Source organism: Curtobacterium sp. MCPF17_003, from assembly GCF_003224385.1.
Classification (GTDB): domain Bacteria; phylum Actinomycetota; class Actinomycetes; order Actinomycetales; family Microbacteriaceae; genus Curtobacterium; species Curtobacterium flaccumfaciens.
Genome location: NZ_QKLC01000005.1, coordinates 20520 through 34523, shown reverse-complemented (window position 1 = coordinate 34523; position 14004 = coordinate 20520). Strand labels below are relative to the sequence as shown.

At 70.4% G+C, this 14004-nt stretch carries 11 protein-coding genes; 8 read left to right on the top strand and 3 right to left on the bottom strand.

Translation table 11 applies throughout. From position 1 onward, the window contains the following. Positions 1 to 66: 66 nt before the first annotated feature. Genes DEJ30_RS06695 through DEJ30_RS06680 form a run of 4 tightly spaced genes read left to right on the top strand, consistent with a single transcriptional unit; the run spans position 67 to position 2142 of the window. A complete protein-coding gene (locus DEJ30_RS06695; RefSeq protein ID WP_110859591.1) occupies positions 67 to 477 on the top strand; it encodes a DUF6188 family protein in 411 nt (136 codons plus the stop codon). Beyond that, positions 474 to 890: a DUF6188 family protein gene (locus DEJ30_RS06690; RefSeq protein ID WP_110859590.1), complete on the top strand. Its 417-nt coding sequence runs from the start codon at positions 474 to 476 to the stop codon at positions 888 to 890. The genes DEJ30_RS06695 and DEJ30_RS06690 overlap by 4 nt, the downstream gene beginning before the upstream one ends. 59 nt (positions 891 to 949) lie before the next feature. Next, the gene (locus DEJ30_RS06685) at positions 950 to 1612 is read left to right on the top strand and encodes a hypothetical protein (RefSeq protein ID WP_220032933.1); all 663 of its coding nucleotides are present in this window, start codon (positions 950 to 952) and stop codon (positions 1610 to 1612) included. Continuing rightward, positions 1609 to 2142: a hypothetical protein gene (locus tag DEJ30_RS06680; RefSeq protein ID WP_110859588.1), complete on the top strand. Its 534-nt coding sequence runs from the start codon at positions 1609 to 1611 to the stop codon at positions 2140 to 2142. Before DEJ30_RS06685 ends, DEJ30_RS06680 begins: the two co-directional genes overlap by 4 nt. A 128-nt stretch (positions 2143 to 2270) precedes the next feature. Here DEJ30_RS06680 and DEJ30_RS06675 read toward each other — a convergent pair whose 3' ends face one another. Next, positions 2271 to 3494, bottom strand: a complete 1224-nt coding sequence (locus DEJ30_RS06675) for an alpha/beta fold hydrolase (protein ID WP_181420032.1) — start codon at positions 3492 to 3494, stop codon at positions 2271 to 2273. Positions 3495 to 3517: 23 nt separating this feature from the next. Here DEJ30_RS06675 and DEJ30_RS06670 point away from each other — a divergent pair, with 23 nt between their 5' ends. The 4 genes from DEJ30_RS06670 (at position 3518) to DEJ30_RS06655 (ending at position 8872) form a co-directional block, all read left to right on the top strand. Beyond that, positions 3518 to 4099 (top strand): DUF3000 domain-containing protein, encoded by a 582-nt coding sequence (locus DEJ30_RS06670; RefSeq protein WP_181420031.1) that lies wholly within the window; start codon positions 3518 to 3520, stop codon positions 4097 to 4099. Beyond that, the gene (locus DEJ30_RS06665; RefSeq protein WP_181420030.1) at positions 4096 to 5385 is read left to right on the top strand and encodes a ribonuclease D; all 1290 of its coding nucleotides are present in this window, start codon (positions 4096 to 4098) and stop codon (positions 5383 to 5385) included. Before DEJ30_RS06670 ends, DEJ30_RS06665 begins: the two co-directional genes overlap by 4 nt. 128 nt (positions 5386 to 5513) lie before the next feature. Then, positions 5514 to 6731 (top strand): thiolase family protein, encoded by a 1218-nt coding sequence (locus DEJ30_RS06660; protein WP_110859586.1) that lies wholly within the window; start codon positions 5514 to 5516, stop codon positions 6729 to 6731. 2 nt (positions 6732 to 6733) lie between these two features. Beyond that, positions 6734 to 8872: a 3-hydroxyacyl-CoA dehydrogenase NAD-binding domain-containing protein gene (locus tag DEJ30_RS06655; protein ID WP_110859585.1), complete on the top strand. Its 2139-nt coding sequence runs from the start codon at positions 6734 to 6736 to the stop codon at positions 8870 to 8872. Positions 8873 to 8977: 105 nt separating this feature from the next. Here DEJ30_RS06655 and dxs read toward each other — a convergent pair whose 3' ends face one another. Beyond that, a complete protein-coding gene (gene dxs, locus DEJ30_RS06650) occupies positions 8978 to 10915 on the bottom strand; it encodes a 1-deoxy-D-xylulose-5-phosphate synthase (protein ID WP_110859584.1) in 1938 nt (645 codons plus the stop codon). Between the two features lie 199 nt (positions 10916 to 11114). Further along, positions 11115 to 13952 carry an aconitate hydratase gene (locus DEJ30_RS06645; RefSeq protein WP_110859583.1) on the bottom strand — a complete coding sequence of 946 codons (2838 nt, stop codon included), beginning with the start codon at positions 13950 to 13952 and terminating at the stop codon, positions 11115 to 11117. Between the last annotated feature and the right edge of the window lie 52 nt (positions 13953 to 14004).

The following is a 14004-nucleotide window of genomic DNA, read 5'->3' as shown; positions in this document are numbered from 1 at the left end:
ACGCGGAATGAACTCCGCCGGCCCTCTGTCGTCGGCTCCGCGCAGATTTCGGACGAGTGAACGATCGTGACCCGTGACACGGCAGACCCCACCGGGGGCGCGATGACCGTCGAGCGCGCGGGCACGCTCGACCTCATAGGCGTCGACTTCCGGCTTGAGCTGGGGTTCGGCAACGGCTACCGCGTCCAGCTCGAATCCGAGTGCACCGTCACCGACCGGTCCGGAAGCACCGCGGTCGTCGATCCCGACCGCAAGGACTCACTGCTCCCGGTCCTGCGGCTGTTCGGTGCCGAGCTTGTTCGGAGTTCGACCGAGAACGGCGTACTGACGCTGATCTTCGACGGCGGGGACACCCTCGTCGCCGGTCCCGATGCCGAGTTCGAGTCCTGGCAGGTCTCCGGGCCGAAGGGTCGCCCGGCCCGCACCGAGCCGCCGACCGGAAGCACGAGCACGGGCACGGAAGGAGATCGAGGATGAGCGGCGTTCCGCGCCAGCCCTTCGCGCTGGACATCGCCGGCGACACCGTCGACCTCATCAGCATCGGACCAGACGTGACGATCCGCTTCTCGAGCGGTGCGTCGCTCCGGTTCGAGACCGACTTCGCGCTGACAGGCTCTGACGGGGAGCACGCGTTCCTCGATCCCGGCGACAAACCGTCCCTGCTCGACCTCCTTGCCCTGCACAACAAGGTCGTCTCGGACGGTGCAGTCACGGGCGCGCGGATCGCCATCCGGTTCGCCTCGGGTGAGTTGCTCGAGGGCTGGTCGAACCGCCGAGGTCCGTCCTGGCACTCCAGCGAACCGGGGCGCGCACGGGTCGACATCGACGTCCTGCCCGACGGCGAGGTCCGGTACCGACAGGGCCCGTCGTCCGCGGAGATCCGACGGTGACGGACGCGCCCCCGGCCATCTCGATCCACCATCTCCGAGCGGTCACCGATGAATCGACCGTGGAGCTCCCGGACCGTGTCGTCGAGGTCCTCGCCACTGTCGGGCCGGACACGGATGTGCTCGTCTCCGACGTGTCCGCACGCTCGTTCGCAGCGGTCATCCGGAGGAGCTATTCGACAAAGCAGCCGAACCTCGTACCGTTCATCGACCCACTCGAAGCCCTCGGGGACGAGCTCGTCCTGATCTGTCAGGTCGAGCACGGCGATGAACTCGTGACGGTCGTGTTGCGCGCGACGGACCGAACGCTCGTGGCGGCCACGGCGATCGACCGATCCGTCGGACTCGTCCACATCACCGTCCAGGAGCTGTGCTCGCGCCTGCGCACATCAGACGCCCCGGGGGCCGAACTGGCGCTCGAGGTGGCATCGCAGTGCGCGGCCGAGGAACGGCTCCGTGTCTTCGATCAGGGCGCCCTGGCGACGGCACGGACCTTCCTGACGAAGTACACGATGGCCGCCGAGAAGGGCTTCGACGTCCGCGGACTCGACGAGTTCGCCCGTGCGCTCGTGCCGCTCGGCGACGAGCAGCCGGGGTTCTGCATCGTGCAGGCTGACACATGGGTCGGATTCACGGCGTTCACGCCCGGCAGGACCGACGTCCTCGCTGCCATGAGCGTGGGCGGCCTCTCGCCCCAGACCGAGACGACCGAGGAGAACGGATGACCACGACAGTGCCGGGCGACCTGGGGACGGTCACCTACCGGATCCCCGCTGCTCGCATCGTGCTGCCCGACCTGGTGCAGTTCTTCTCAGAGCTCGAAACATCAGAGCTCGATTCACCAGAGCTCGTCTGGGTCCTCACGACCCTGTACGCCGTCACGTCCCCTGACAAGCCGGTCCAAGCGCTCCCACTCGAACGCCGCGTCGACGCGGCGGCGGAACCCGGGCTCATCCTGAGCCATGCCGAGGCGATGGAGATCGCTGACAGCATGCGGCAGCTCATCGACGGCGAGTTCCTCGGCTACCTCCCCGGCTCGGACCTGACCGACGAGTCGAACCTGGTCGTCCGGATCGACGCCTTCGACAGCGGCGAATGGACCGTGACGGTCCGACCGCCGCTCACGACGATGAGCGATGCCTTCGACCGGACGCACGGCCCAGCGCAGCTCGGCCGACCGGCGACTCGTCTCGAGGAGTTCGGGCCGCGACAGCAGACGACGAACGGAACGAATGCCGCGCCACCCGCTTCGTGAGCGGAACGGGTCGAGTGCGCGACGGTGACCCGACCATTTCTGCTCACCAAGCGACCGAACGCACGCATCGACAGACGGGAGGCGCGGTGCCAGCTGGCACCGCGCCTCCCGTCCGTCTGCTCTCGCGTCTACCGCGCGCTGGTCGCGCCGCGCCGCTGGACCACCTCGGTGAGCCACGCGAGGATGCGGGCGTCGAACCAGTCGGCGTCGTGGTTCCAGAGCTTGGTGTGCCGGGCCGTGGTCTGGATCTCGAGCCGCACCAGGTCGGGCCGTGCGCGGGCCAGGTCGTGCGAGGCCGAGGACGGCACGAACCCGTCGTCGTCACTGTGCAGCAGCAGGATCGGCACCGTGAGCTCGTCGGCGCGGGTGACCATGTCGAGCTCGCGCAGGTCGACGGGCTGCTGCAGCCCGGCGAGCCGGTACAGCACGGGCGTGCGGAGCAGGCGCTGCGCGACCTTGCGCACCGGACGCGGCAGTCGCAGGAGCTGGCTCTGCGACTTCAGCACCGCGTGCCAGTCGACCACCGGGGACTCCAGCACCACCCCGTCGACCAGGCCGGCGAAGCGCGAGCGCAGCAGGGTCTGCAGCACGACGGCCCCGCCCATCGACCAGCCCATCAGCACGACGCTCTGGGCGTCCTGCGCGGTGAGCCAGCGGAGGACGGAGTCGACGTCCTCCCACTCGGTGCTGCCGAGCCCGTAGCGACCGTCGACGCTCGGCGGGGCGACACCGTCGTTCCGCCACGAGGCGAGCACGACCGAGTACCCGGCGGCGCGGAAGACGGGGACGGCGCGGATCGTCTCGGCGCGCGTGACGCCGCGGCCGTGCACCAGGACGGCCCAGGGCGCTGCCGGGTCGTCGGCGCGGACGACCCAGGCGGGAGCCGGGCCGTTCGGGGTGGGGATGTCGACGTCCTCGACGGGCACGTCGAGTTCGCCGGGGGTCAGGTAGAACCAGCCGCCCCAGCGTCCGCGACGGGCGGCGGTGGGGTCGCCGACGTCGATCGCGATGATGCGGCGCGTGACGGTGGTGTCGGTCGTGCCGAGGACCTCGCCGACGCGCATGTGGCCGGTGCCGCCGCCGAACCAGAGCGAGTACCGGCCCTGCAGCTCGGTGTCGGCCGTGCGCTCGATCGTGACGGTCTTCCGGACGGGGTCGACGGCGTGGATCGGGACGCGCTCGTTGCGCTTGCGGTCGGGGGTGACCACGGCGCGGGCGACGGCGGCGACGAAGCCACCGATCACGGCCGCCCCCACCGCAGCAGCTGCCAGACCGGCGCCGAGTGCGATGAACCCGGCCGATCGAGCGGTCTCCTGGACGACGTCCTCGGCGGGTCGCGCGGATCGGGACATGGCCCGGAGCCTAGTCTGCATGTGTGTCCGAAACCCGAGAGCCCGACGCCTTCGCGCGGCTCCGCGCGTTCGTGTCCGGCGGCAGCGGCCGTGCCGAGACCACCATCACCGAGATCCCGTCGCCGACCCGGATCGCACCGTTCTCGATCGCCCTGGCGGCGGACGTGTCCGGTACCGCGCACGGGGTCGAGTCGGACCTGGGCACCGGCCGCTTCATCGCCCTGTACGACCCGGAAGAACCCGAGGGCTGGGGCGGCCCGTTCCGTGTCGTCTCGTTCGCCCAAGCGCCGCTCGAGCCGGAGATCGGCGTCGACGAGTTCGTCGCCGACGTCACCTGGAGCTGGCTCGTCGACGCGCTCGAGTCGCACGGCGCGACGTACGACCACGCCTCGGGCACGGCCACCAAGATCATCTCGCGCGGGTACGGCGACCTCGCCGCACAGGGCGACGGCGCACAGCTGGAACTCCGCGCGTCGTGGACACCACGCGGCGACGACCTCACCGCACACGTCCGGGCCTGGCAGGACATCGTCGCCATGCTCGCCGGTCTGCCTCCCGCTTCGGACGGCGTGACCCTGCTGGCCCCGAGGAGGCTCGCCAAGTGACCGACCCCGCTCCCCAGGACGCCGCTGGCCCCGCTGCTGGCTCGGCCGCTCCGGCCGCCGCCGCCAGCCCCGCCTTCGAGGCGTCGCACGACGCCGTCAAGGTCATCGACACACGCGAGGACTACCTCGAGGCGGTCGCCGCCATCGCCGCCGGCCACGGCCCCGTTGCGGTCGACGCCGAGCGCGCCAGCGGTTACCGGTACTCGCAGCGCGCCTACCTGATCCAGGTGTTCCGCCGCGGTGCCGGCGCGTTCCTGTTCGACCCGATCCCGATCGGCGACTTCTCCGAGCTGCAGGCCACCATCGTCGACGAGGAGTGGCTGTTCCACGCCGCCTCGCAGGACCTGCCGTGCCTGCAGGAGGTCGGCCTCGTCCCGACGCGCATCTTCGACACCGAGCTCGGCGCCCGCATCGCCGGCTTCCCCCGTGTCGGCCTCGGCGCCGTCGTCGAGCAGCTGCTCGGCATCACCCTGGCGAAGGCGCACTCGGCCGCCGACTGGTCGACCCGTCCCCTGCCGCAGTCGTGGCTCGTCTACGCGTCGCTCGACGTCGAGCTGCTGCCCGACCTCCGCGACGCCCTCGCCGAGAAGCTCGACGAGGCCGGCAAGACCCGGATCGCTCAAGAGGAGTTCGACGCGGTCCTACACCGCGCCCCGAAGCCCGCCCGTGCCGAGCCCTGGCGTCGGCTGTCCGGCATGCACGCGCTCCGTGGTGCCCGAGCACTGGCGATCGCCCGGTCGCTCTGGCTCGCCCGTGACGAGTACGCCCGACAGGCGGACATCGCCCCCGGGCGCACGATCCCCGACTCGGCGATCGTCGCCGCGGCGGCCGCCGCACCCGAGTCCCGCGCCGAGCTCGGTGCGCTGAAGACCTTCACGGGCCGCGCCAGCCGTTCCGAGCTCGACCGCTGGTGGGCCGCCGTCGAGGAAGGCCGCACCACCGAGGACCTCCCCCGCCTGCGCGGTGCCGGCGAGGCGACGCTCCCGCCGCCCCGCGCCTGGGCGGACCGCAACCCGGCCGCCGACCGCCGGTACAAGGCCGCGCGCGCCGCGGTCACGAAGCGTGCCGAGGAACTCGACATCCCACTCGAGAACCTGCTCACGCCGGAGACGCTCCGGCTCGTGTCGTGGGCCCCGCCGTCGCCGCCGTCGACCGAGCTGGTCGGAGCGGCCCTCGCCGAGCACGACGCCCGCCCGTGGCAGGTCGAGGAACTCGCGTCGATCATCGCGTCGGCCTTTGTCGCTGCTGCACAGCGGCCCGCGGCGACGGACGACGACGAGTCGTAGGAACTGCCCAACCGGCATGCGGCCGCCCAGGCTGGGGGCATAGCGTCGGGAGGGTCGCCGGGCGAGGCCCGGCCAGGCCGGAGCGACCTGCGTTCCGGCCCGATCGATGAGGATCTGGGAGGCCCGGATTGCCAAAGGCATCAGACGTCGTGTTCGTGGACGGCGTTCGCACACCGTTCGGACGAGCCGGCGAGAAGGGGGTGTTCTGGAAGACCCGGTCGGACGACCTCGCGGTGCACGCGATGCGCGGACTGCTCGACCGGAACACCTTCGACACCGCAGCGGTGGACGACGTCGCCGTCGCGGCGACCACGCAGCAGGGTGACCAGGGGCTGACGCTCGGGCGCACGGTCGGCATGCTCGCGGGTCTGCCGAAGTCGGTGCCCGGTTACGCGATCGACCGCATGTGCGCCGGTGCCATGACGAGCGTCACGACGCTCGCCGGCGCCATCGCCTTCGGTGCCGCCGACGTCGCGATCGCCGGTGGTGTCGAGCACATGGGCCGGCACCCGATGGGCTTCAACGCCGACCCGAACCCGCGTTTCGTCGCGGAGCGCATGGTCTCGAGCGACGCCCTCGTCATGGGCGCCACCGCCGAGCGTCTGCACGACCGCTTCCCCGCGATCACGAAGGACCGCACGGACGCCTACGCCGTCCAGTCCCAGCAGCGCTACGCCGCCGCTTGGGCGAACGGCAAGCTCCAGCCGGACGTGATCCCGGTCGAGGTCAACAAGGGCGACGGCTGGGACGTCGTCAGCACCGACGAGCCGCCGCGGCCGGGGACGACCCTGGAGGCGCTGGCCGCGTTGAAGACGCCGTTCCGGCCCCACGGACGGGTCACCGCCGGCAACGCCGCCGGTCTGAACGACGGCGCCACCATGAGCCTGCTCGCGTCCGAGGACGGCGCGAAGCAGCACGGACTGTCGACGAAGATGCGCATGGTCTCGTTCGCCTTCGCCGGCGTCGAGCCCGAGGTCATGGGCGTCGGCCCGGTCCCCGCGACCGACAAGGCCCTGTCGAAGGCCGGCCTGTCGATCGACGACATCGGCCTGTTCGAGATCAACGAGGCGTTCGCCGTCCAGGTGCTCGCGTTCCTCGACAACTACGGCATCGCCCAGGACTCCCCGAACGTGAACGCCTGGGGCGGCGCGATCGCCGTCGGCCACCCGCTCGCGTCGAGTGGTGTCCGGCTGATGAACCAGCTCGCCGCACAGTTCGCCGAGCGACCGGACGTCAAGTACGGCATCACCACGATGTGCATCGGGCTCGGCCAGGGCGGCACCGTCATCTGGGAGAACCCGAACCACAGCAAGTCGGCCGAGCGTTCGGCTCGGAAGGGGGCGTGACCATGACCATCGTCGACAACGACCGACTGGCCGAACTCAGCGAGGACGAGGTCGTCACGCACTCGTTCGTCAAGCACGTCACGATGCCTTCGGGTGGCACACTGGCGCTCATCACGCTCGACAACGGCAAGGACTACAAGCGGCCGAACACCCTCGGGCCGCGCACGCTCCGTGAGCTGTCCGGCGTGCTCGACACCCTCAAGACCGAGGCCGCAGCCGGCACGATCCAGGGCGTCGCGATCACCGGCAAGGAGTACTGCTTCGCCGCCGGGGCCGACCTGTCCCAGGCAGCGGCGGTCCCGTCGCGCGAGGCCGCCCATGACCTGGCCGCCCTCGGGCACGCCACGCTCCGCAAGTTCTCCGACCTCGGGGTGCCGTCGTTCGCGTTCGTGAACACCCTGGCGCTCGGAGGTGGGCTCGAGATCGCCCTGCACTGCACCTACCGGGCGTTCTCGTCCGCGGCGCAGGGCATCGGGCTCCCCGAGGTGTTCCTCGGCATCATCCCCGGCTGGGGCGGCGCGACGCTGCTCCCCCGCCTGATCGGCCCGGAGCGCGCGCTCCGCGTCATCGTCGAGAACCCGCTCAAGAACAACCGCCTGATGGACGGTCCGGCCGCGGTCGAGATCGGCATCGGTGACGTGCTCGTCCCGTCCGTCACGTTCCTGCCCTCGGCGGTGGCGTGGGCGGACGGCGTCATCACCGGAACGACCAAGGTGGTGCGGAAGAACGAGCCGGGCATGCTCGAGAAGGCCGCCTGGGGCACCGTCGTCAAGGTCGCCCGCGGACAGGTCGCGTCGAAGATCGGCACCGTGCCGAAGTCGCCGTTCCGGGCGCTCGACCTCGTCGCGGCCGCCAAGTCGGGTGCGCTCGACGAGCGCTTCGCCGACGAGGACGAGGCCCTCGCCGACCTCATCTCGGGCGACCAGTTCGCCGCGTCGATGTACGCCTTCGACCTCGTGCAGAAGCGTGCGAAGAAGCCCGTCGGCGCTCCCGAGGGTGTCGATCCGAAGAAGATCACGAAGGTCGGCGTCCTCGGCGCCGGGCTGATGGCTTCGCAGTTCGCGCTGCTGTTCGCCCGACGCCTGGGCGTCCCCGTCGTCATCACCGACGTCGACCAGTCGCGCGTCGACGCCGGCGTCGAGCGGATCCGCGGCGAGGTCGCGAAGCTGCTCGACAAGGGCCGGATCTCCCCCGACGACGCGAACCGCATCACCGCACTCGTCAGCGGGTCGGTGTCCTACGACGCCTTCGCCGACGCCGACTGGGTGATCGAGGCGGTCTTCGAGGAGATGACCGTCAAGCAGGAGGTCTTCCGGAAGATCGAGCAGGTCATCGCACCGGACGCGATCCTCGCCACGAACACGTCGTCGCTCTCCGTCGACGAGATGGCATCGGTCCTCACCAACCCGGAGCGACTCGTCGGCTTCCACTTCTTCAACCCGGTCGCGGTGATGCCGCTGCTCGAGGTGGTGCGCGCGGCGAAGACCTCGGACGAGGCCCTCGTCACCGCCCTCGCCGTCGCGAAGACCCTGAAGAAGACCGCGATCATCACCGCGGACCAGCCGGGCTTCGTCGTCAACCGCGTGCTCGCGCGGGTGCTCGGCGAGGCGATGCGCGGCGTCGAGGAGGGCACCTCGTTCGACACCGTCGCCCAGGGTGCCGCGCCGCTCGGCCTGCCGATGTCACCGTTCGAGCTGCTCGAGCTCGTCGGGCTGCCGGTCGGCGCGCACGTGCTCGACTCGCACCACGCGGCCTGGCCCGAGCGCTTCTACCCCGGCGACGGCCTGAAGAAGATCGCCGAGCACGGGACGATCCTGACCCGCGACAAGAAGGGCAACGCGACCGGGTACGACCCCGCCGCCGTGAAGCTCGTCGCGCCGTCCAAGAAGGACGCGAAGCCGGTTGACGCCGCCGAGATGCAGCGCCGGTTCGAGGACGCCCTGGCCGACGAGTTGCACCGCATGCTCGAGGACCGGGTCGTCGAGCACGTCGAGGAGATCGACCTCGGGCTCATCCTCGGCGCCGGCTACCCGTTCCAGGCCGGTGGGATCAGCCCGTACCTCGACCGTTCCGGTGCGTCCGAGCGTGTCTTCGGCGGCACGTTCCACCAGCCCCGGATCGTCGGCCCCGCTTCCCGCTAGCGCCATCACGCAAAACACCGGTGTTCGCGCACCGAACACCCGCAAACCGCGGCGTGGAGCGCGAACACCGGTGTTTTGCTGACCGGACCCCGACCGGGCCGGCGGTCAGCGGTCGGACGCCGCCGACTCGCGGGACCGCGCGGGCTTCGCCTGCGGCAACTTCGTCCCGACGACCTGGTCGATGACGTCGCGGGCGATGGCCTGCGCCGTGAGCCCCGCGTCGGCGAGGATCTGCGACCGGGTCGCGTGGTCGATGAACGCGTCGGGCAGCCCGAGCTCGTTCACCCCGGTGTCGACCCCGGCAGCGCGCAGGTCCTGCCGCAGCCGCGTCCCGACGCCGCCGACCCGCACGCCGTCCTCGATGGTGATCACGAGCCGGTGCGTCCGCGACAGCTCGATCAGCGACACCGGGATCGGCACCACCCAGCGCGGGTCCACGACGGTGACGCCGATGCCCTGCGCCTCGAGCAGCGCCGCGGCCTCGAGTGCCACCGGCACCATCGACCCCACGGCGACGAAGAGCACGTCCTCGACGTCATCCGCGGCGGCGTGCAGGACGTCCACACCATCGGAGAGACGACGGACAGCGGGGATGTCCGGTCCGACCTGCCCCTTCGACCAGCGCAGCACAGTGGGGGCGTCGTCGATGGCGATCGCCTCGCGGAACTCCTCGCGCAGCGTCGAGGCATCGCGGGGCGCGGCGATCCGGATCCCCGGCACGACCTGCAGCAGCGCGAGGTCCCACATACCGTGGTGCGAGGGGCCGTCCGGGCCGGTGATGCCGGCGCGGTCGAGCACGAACGTCACGCCGGCCTTGTGCAGGGCGACGTCCATCAGCACCTGGTCGAATGCACGGTTCAGGAACGTCGCGTAGAGCGCCACGACCGGGTGGAGCCCCCCGTAGGCCAGGCCCGCGGCGGTCGTCACGGCGTGCTGCTCGGCGATGCCGACGTCGTACACCCGGTCGGGGTGCTGCTCCTGGAACAGGTGGAGCCCCGTTGGCCGGAGCATCGCCGCCGTGATGGCGACGACCCGAGGATCCGAGGCGCCGGCTTCGGCCAGCGAAGACGCGAACACCGAGGTCCACGACGGGCCCGATGCCGCGTCGAGCGACTCCCCCGTCTCCGGGTCGATGTGCCCGACGGCGTGGAACTGGTCGGCCTGGTCGCGCAGGGCGGGCTCGAAGCCGTGGCCCTTCTCGGTGATCGCGTGCACGATCACGGGAGCGCCGTACTCCTTGGCCTGCCGGAGCGCCGCCTCCATCGCCTGCTGATCGTGCCCGTTCACCGGGCCGATGTACTTGATGTCGAGGTTCGAGTACAACGCCTCGTTGTTCGTCAGCCGCGACAGGAAGCCGTGCAGGCCCCCGCGCATGCCTCGGTACACCGCACGACCCGGAGCGCCGAACCGTGCCGCCACGGCCTGCGTGCCCTCGTACAGGGCCCGGTACTCGCGGCGGGTGCGCACGGAGCTCAGGAACCGCGCCATGCCACCGATCGTCGGGGCGTACGAGCGGCCGTTGTCGTTGACGACGATGACCAGGCGACGGTCGTTGTCGTCGGAGATGTTGTTGAGCGCCTCCCACGTCATGCCGCCGGTGAGGGCGCCGTCCCCCACCACCGCGACGACGGTGCGGTCGATCTGCCCGGTCTGCCCGAACGCGCGGGAGATGCCGTCGGCCCACGACAGCGACGACGACGCGTGCGAGGACTCGACGATGTCGTGCTCGGACTCGCTCCGCTGCGGGTAGCCGGCGATGCCGCCGCGTTCGCGCAGCTTCGAGAAGTCCTGGCGCCCCGTGACGAGCTTGTGCACGTACGACTGGTGCCCGGTGTCGAAGACGAACGGGTCGTTCGGCGAGTCGAACACGCGGTGCATCGCGAGCGTCAGCTCCACGACGCCCAGGTTCGGCCCGAGGTGCCCACCGGTCTTCGCGACCTCGGCGACCAGGAAACGTCGGATCTCGGCGGCGAGGTCGGTCATCTGCGCGTCGGAGAGACGCTTCAGGTCGCGCGGCGACGTGATGCTGGCGAGCAGGCTCACGGGCGCTCCTTTCGTGGGGCTGTCGGGCCACTCTATTCTCGTGCGCTCCCATTCAACCGACCTCGCAGGCTCGGTCGGCGCTGGCACCGCGCGCCGCTGGCGCGTCGCATCACGCGGAGCGCGCGGGAGGCGCGGTGCCAGCTGGCACCGCGCCTCCAGGCCGGTCGTCGGTCGCGTCAGCGACCCGTGCGCACGACGCTCAGACGAGCGAGCGGAGCACGTACTGCAGGATGCCGCCGTTGCGGTAGTAGTCGGCCTCGCCGGGGGTGTCGATGCGGACGACCGCGTCGAACTCGATCGGCTGCTTGCCGGCCGGCGAGTGCTCGCTCGGCGTCGCGGTGACGTGCACCGTCTTCGGGGTGCGGCCCTCGTTCAGCTCGGTCAGCCCGGAGATCGAGACGACCTCGGTGCCGTCGAGCCCGAGGGACTCGACCGTCTCGCCCGCCGGGAACTGCAGCGGGACGACGCCCATGCCGATCAGGTTCGAGCGGTGGATCCGCTCGAAGCTCTCGGTGATGACCGCACGGACACCGAGCAGGTTCGTGCCCTTGGCGGCCCAGTCACGGGACGAACCGGAGCCGTACTCCTTGCCACCGAAGATGACGAGCGGGATGCCCTGCTCCTGGTAGTGCTGCGAGGCGTCGTAGATGAACGACTGCGCACCGTCCGGCGTCGTGAAGTCACGGGTGTAGCCGCCCTCCACGCCGTCGAGCAGCTGGTTGCGCAGACGGATGTTCGCGAACGTGCCGCGGATCATGACCTCGTGGTTGCCGCGACGCGAGCCGTAGGAGTTGAAGTCCTTGCGGTCGACGCCGTGCTCGGCGAGGTACTGGCCGGCGGGGCTGTCGGCCTTGATCGAACCGGCCGGCGAGATGTGGTCGGTCGTGACCGAGTCGCCGAGCTTCGCGAGCACCCGGGCGCCGGAGATGTCCGACACCGCGTCGGGCTGCATCGTCATGCCCTCGAAGTACGGGGGCTTCCGGACGTAGGTCGACTCCTGGTCCCACTCGAAGGTGTCGCCGGTCGGGGTCGGCAGGTTCTTCCAGCGGTCGTCGCCCTCGAACACGGAGCCGTACTCGTGGGTGAACATCTCGGTGTCGATCGACTCGTCGATGACCTGCTGCACCTCGGACGCGTCGGGCCAGATGTCGGTCAGGTAGACGTCGTTGCCGTCCTGGTCGGTGCCGAGGGCGTCCTTGTCGAAGTCGAAGTGCATCGACCCGGCGAGGGCGTAGGCGATGACCAGCGGCGGGGACGCCAGGTAGTTCATCTTGACGTCGGGGTTGATCCGGCCCTCGAAGTTGCGGTTGCCCGAGAGCACCGCGGTGACGGCGAGGTCGTTGTCCTGCACGGCCTGCGAGATCTCCTCGGGCAGCGGGCCCGAGTTGCCGATGCAGGTGGTGCAGCCGTAGCCGACCGTGTAGAAGCCGAGCTGCTCGAGGTAGGTGGTCAGACCGGCCTTCTCGTAGTAGTCGGTGACGACCTTCGACCCGGGCGCGAGGGTGGTCTTCACCCAGGGCTTCGCGGTGAGGCCCTTCTTCGCGGCGTTCCGGGCGAGGATGCCCGCGGCCATCATGACCGACGGGTTCGACGTGTTCGTGCACGACGTGATCGCGGCGATCGCGACGGCACCGTGGTCGATCGTGAACGGGTCGCCGTCGGCGATGGCGACCGAGGTCGGCTTCGAGACGGTGCCGGGCGCGCTCGATGCGTGCACGGGTACGTCGGACCCGGGGGCGTCCTGCAGGTCGTCCACGGCGTGCTCGTCGCCGGGGCCCGCGGCCACCGGGTCGGACGCCGGGAACGTGTCGGCGACGGCCTTGTCCTCTTCGCTGTGGTCGATGCTCGCGTAGTTGGCGAGGTCGACCTCGAACTGGTCCTTGGCCTTCGACAGCTCGATGCGGTCCTGCGGGCGCTTCGGGCCCGAGATGGACGGCACGACCGTGGAGAGGTCGAGCTCCATGTACTCGGAGTAGTTCGGCTCGACCGAGGCGTCGTGCCACAGCCCCTGGGTCTTGGAGTACGCCTCGACCAGGGCGATCTGTGCCTCGTCGCGACCGGTCAGCCGCAGGTAGTCCAGCGTGACGTCATCGACCGGGAAGATCGCTGCCGTCGAACCGAACTCGGGCGACATGTTGCCGATGGTGGCGCGGTTGGCGAGCGGGACGGCGCCGACGCCCTCGCCGTAGAACTCGACGAACTTGCCGACGACGCCGTGCTTGCGGAGCTCCTGCGTGATGGTGAGCACCACGTCGGTCGCGGTGACGCCGGCCGGGATCTCACCCGAGAGCTTGAAGCCGACGACCTTCGGGATGAGCATCGACACGGGCTGCCCGAGCATCGCGGCCTCGGCCTCGATGCCGCCGACGCCCCAGCCGAGCACGCCGAGGCCGTTCACCATCGTGGTGTGCGAGTCGGTGCCGACCAGGGTGTCCGGGTACGCGTAGGTCTCGCCGTCGAAGTCACGCGTGTAGGTGACCTTCGCCAGGTACTCGATGTTCACCTGGTGGACGATGCCGGTGCCCGGCGGGACGACCTTGAAGTCCTCGAACGCGGTCTGGCCCCAGCGGAGGAACTGGTAGCGCTCACCGTTCCGCTCGTACTCGAGGTCGGTGTTGCGCTGCAGGGCATCCGTGCTGCCGAACAGGTCGGCGATGACGGAGTGGTCGATGACCATCTCGGCCGGGGACAGCGGGTTGATCTTGTTCGGGTCGCCGCCGATGTCCGCCATGGCCTCGCGCATGGTGGCGAGGTCGACGATGCACGGCACACCCGTGAAGTCCTGCATGACGACGCGCGCCGGCGAGAACTGGATCTCGGTGTCGGGCTCCGCGTCGGGCCGCCAGGAGCCGAGCGCCCGGATCTGTCCCTCGGTGACGTTCTTGCCGTCCTCGGTGCGGAGGAGGTTCTCGAGCAGCACCTTCAGGCTGTAGGGCAACTTCTCGTGCCCGGGAACCGAGTCGATCCGGTGGATCGCGTAGTCGACACCCCCAACCGACAGTGTGTCCTTCGAGCCGAAGCTATTGACTGCAGCCACCGTGCCGCCTCCCTACTGATCGGTTTGCCCTCATCCTCGCGGGCCGTGGACC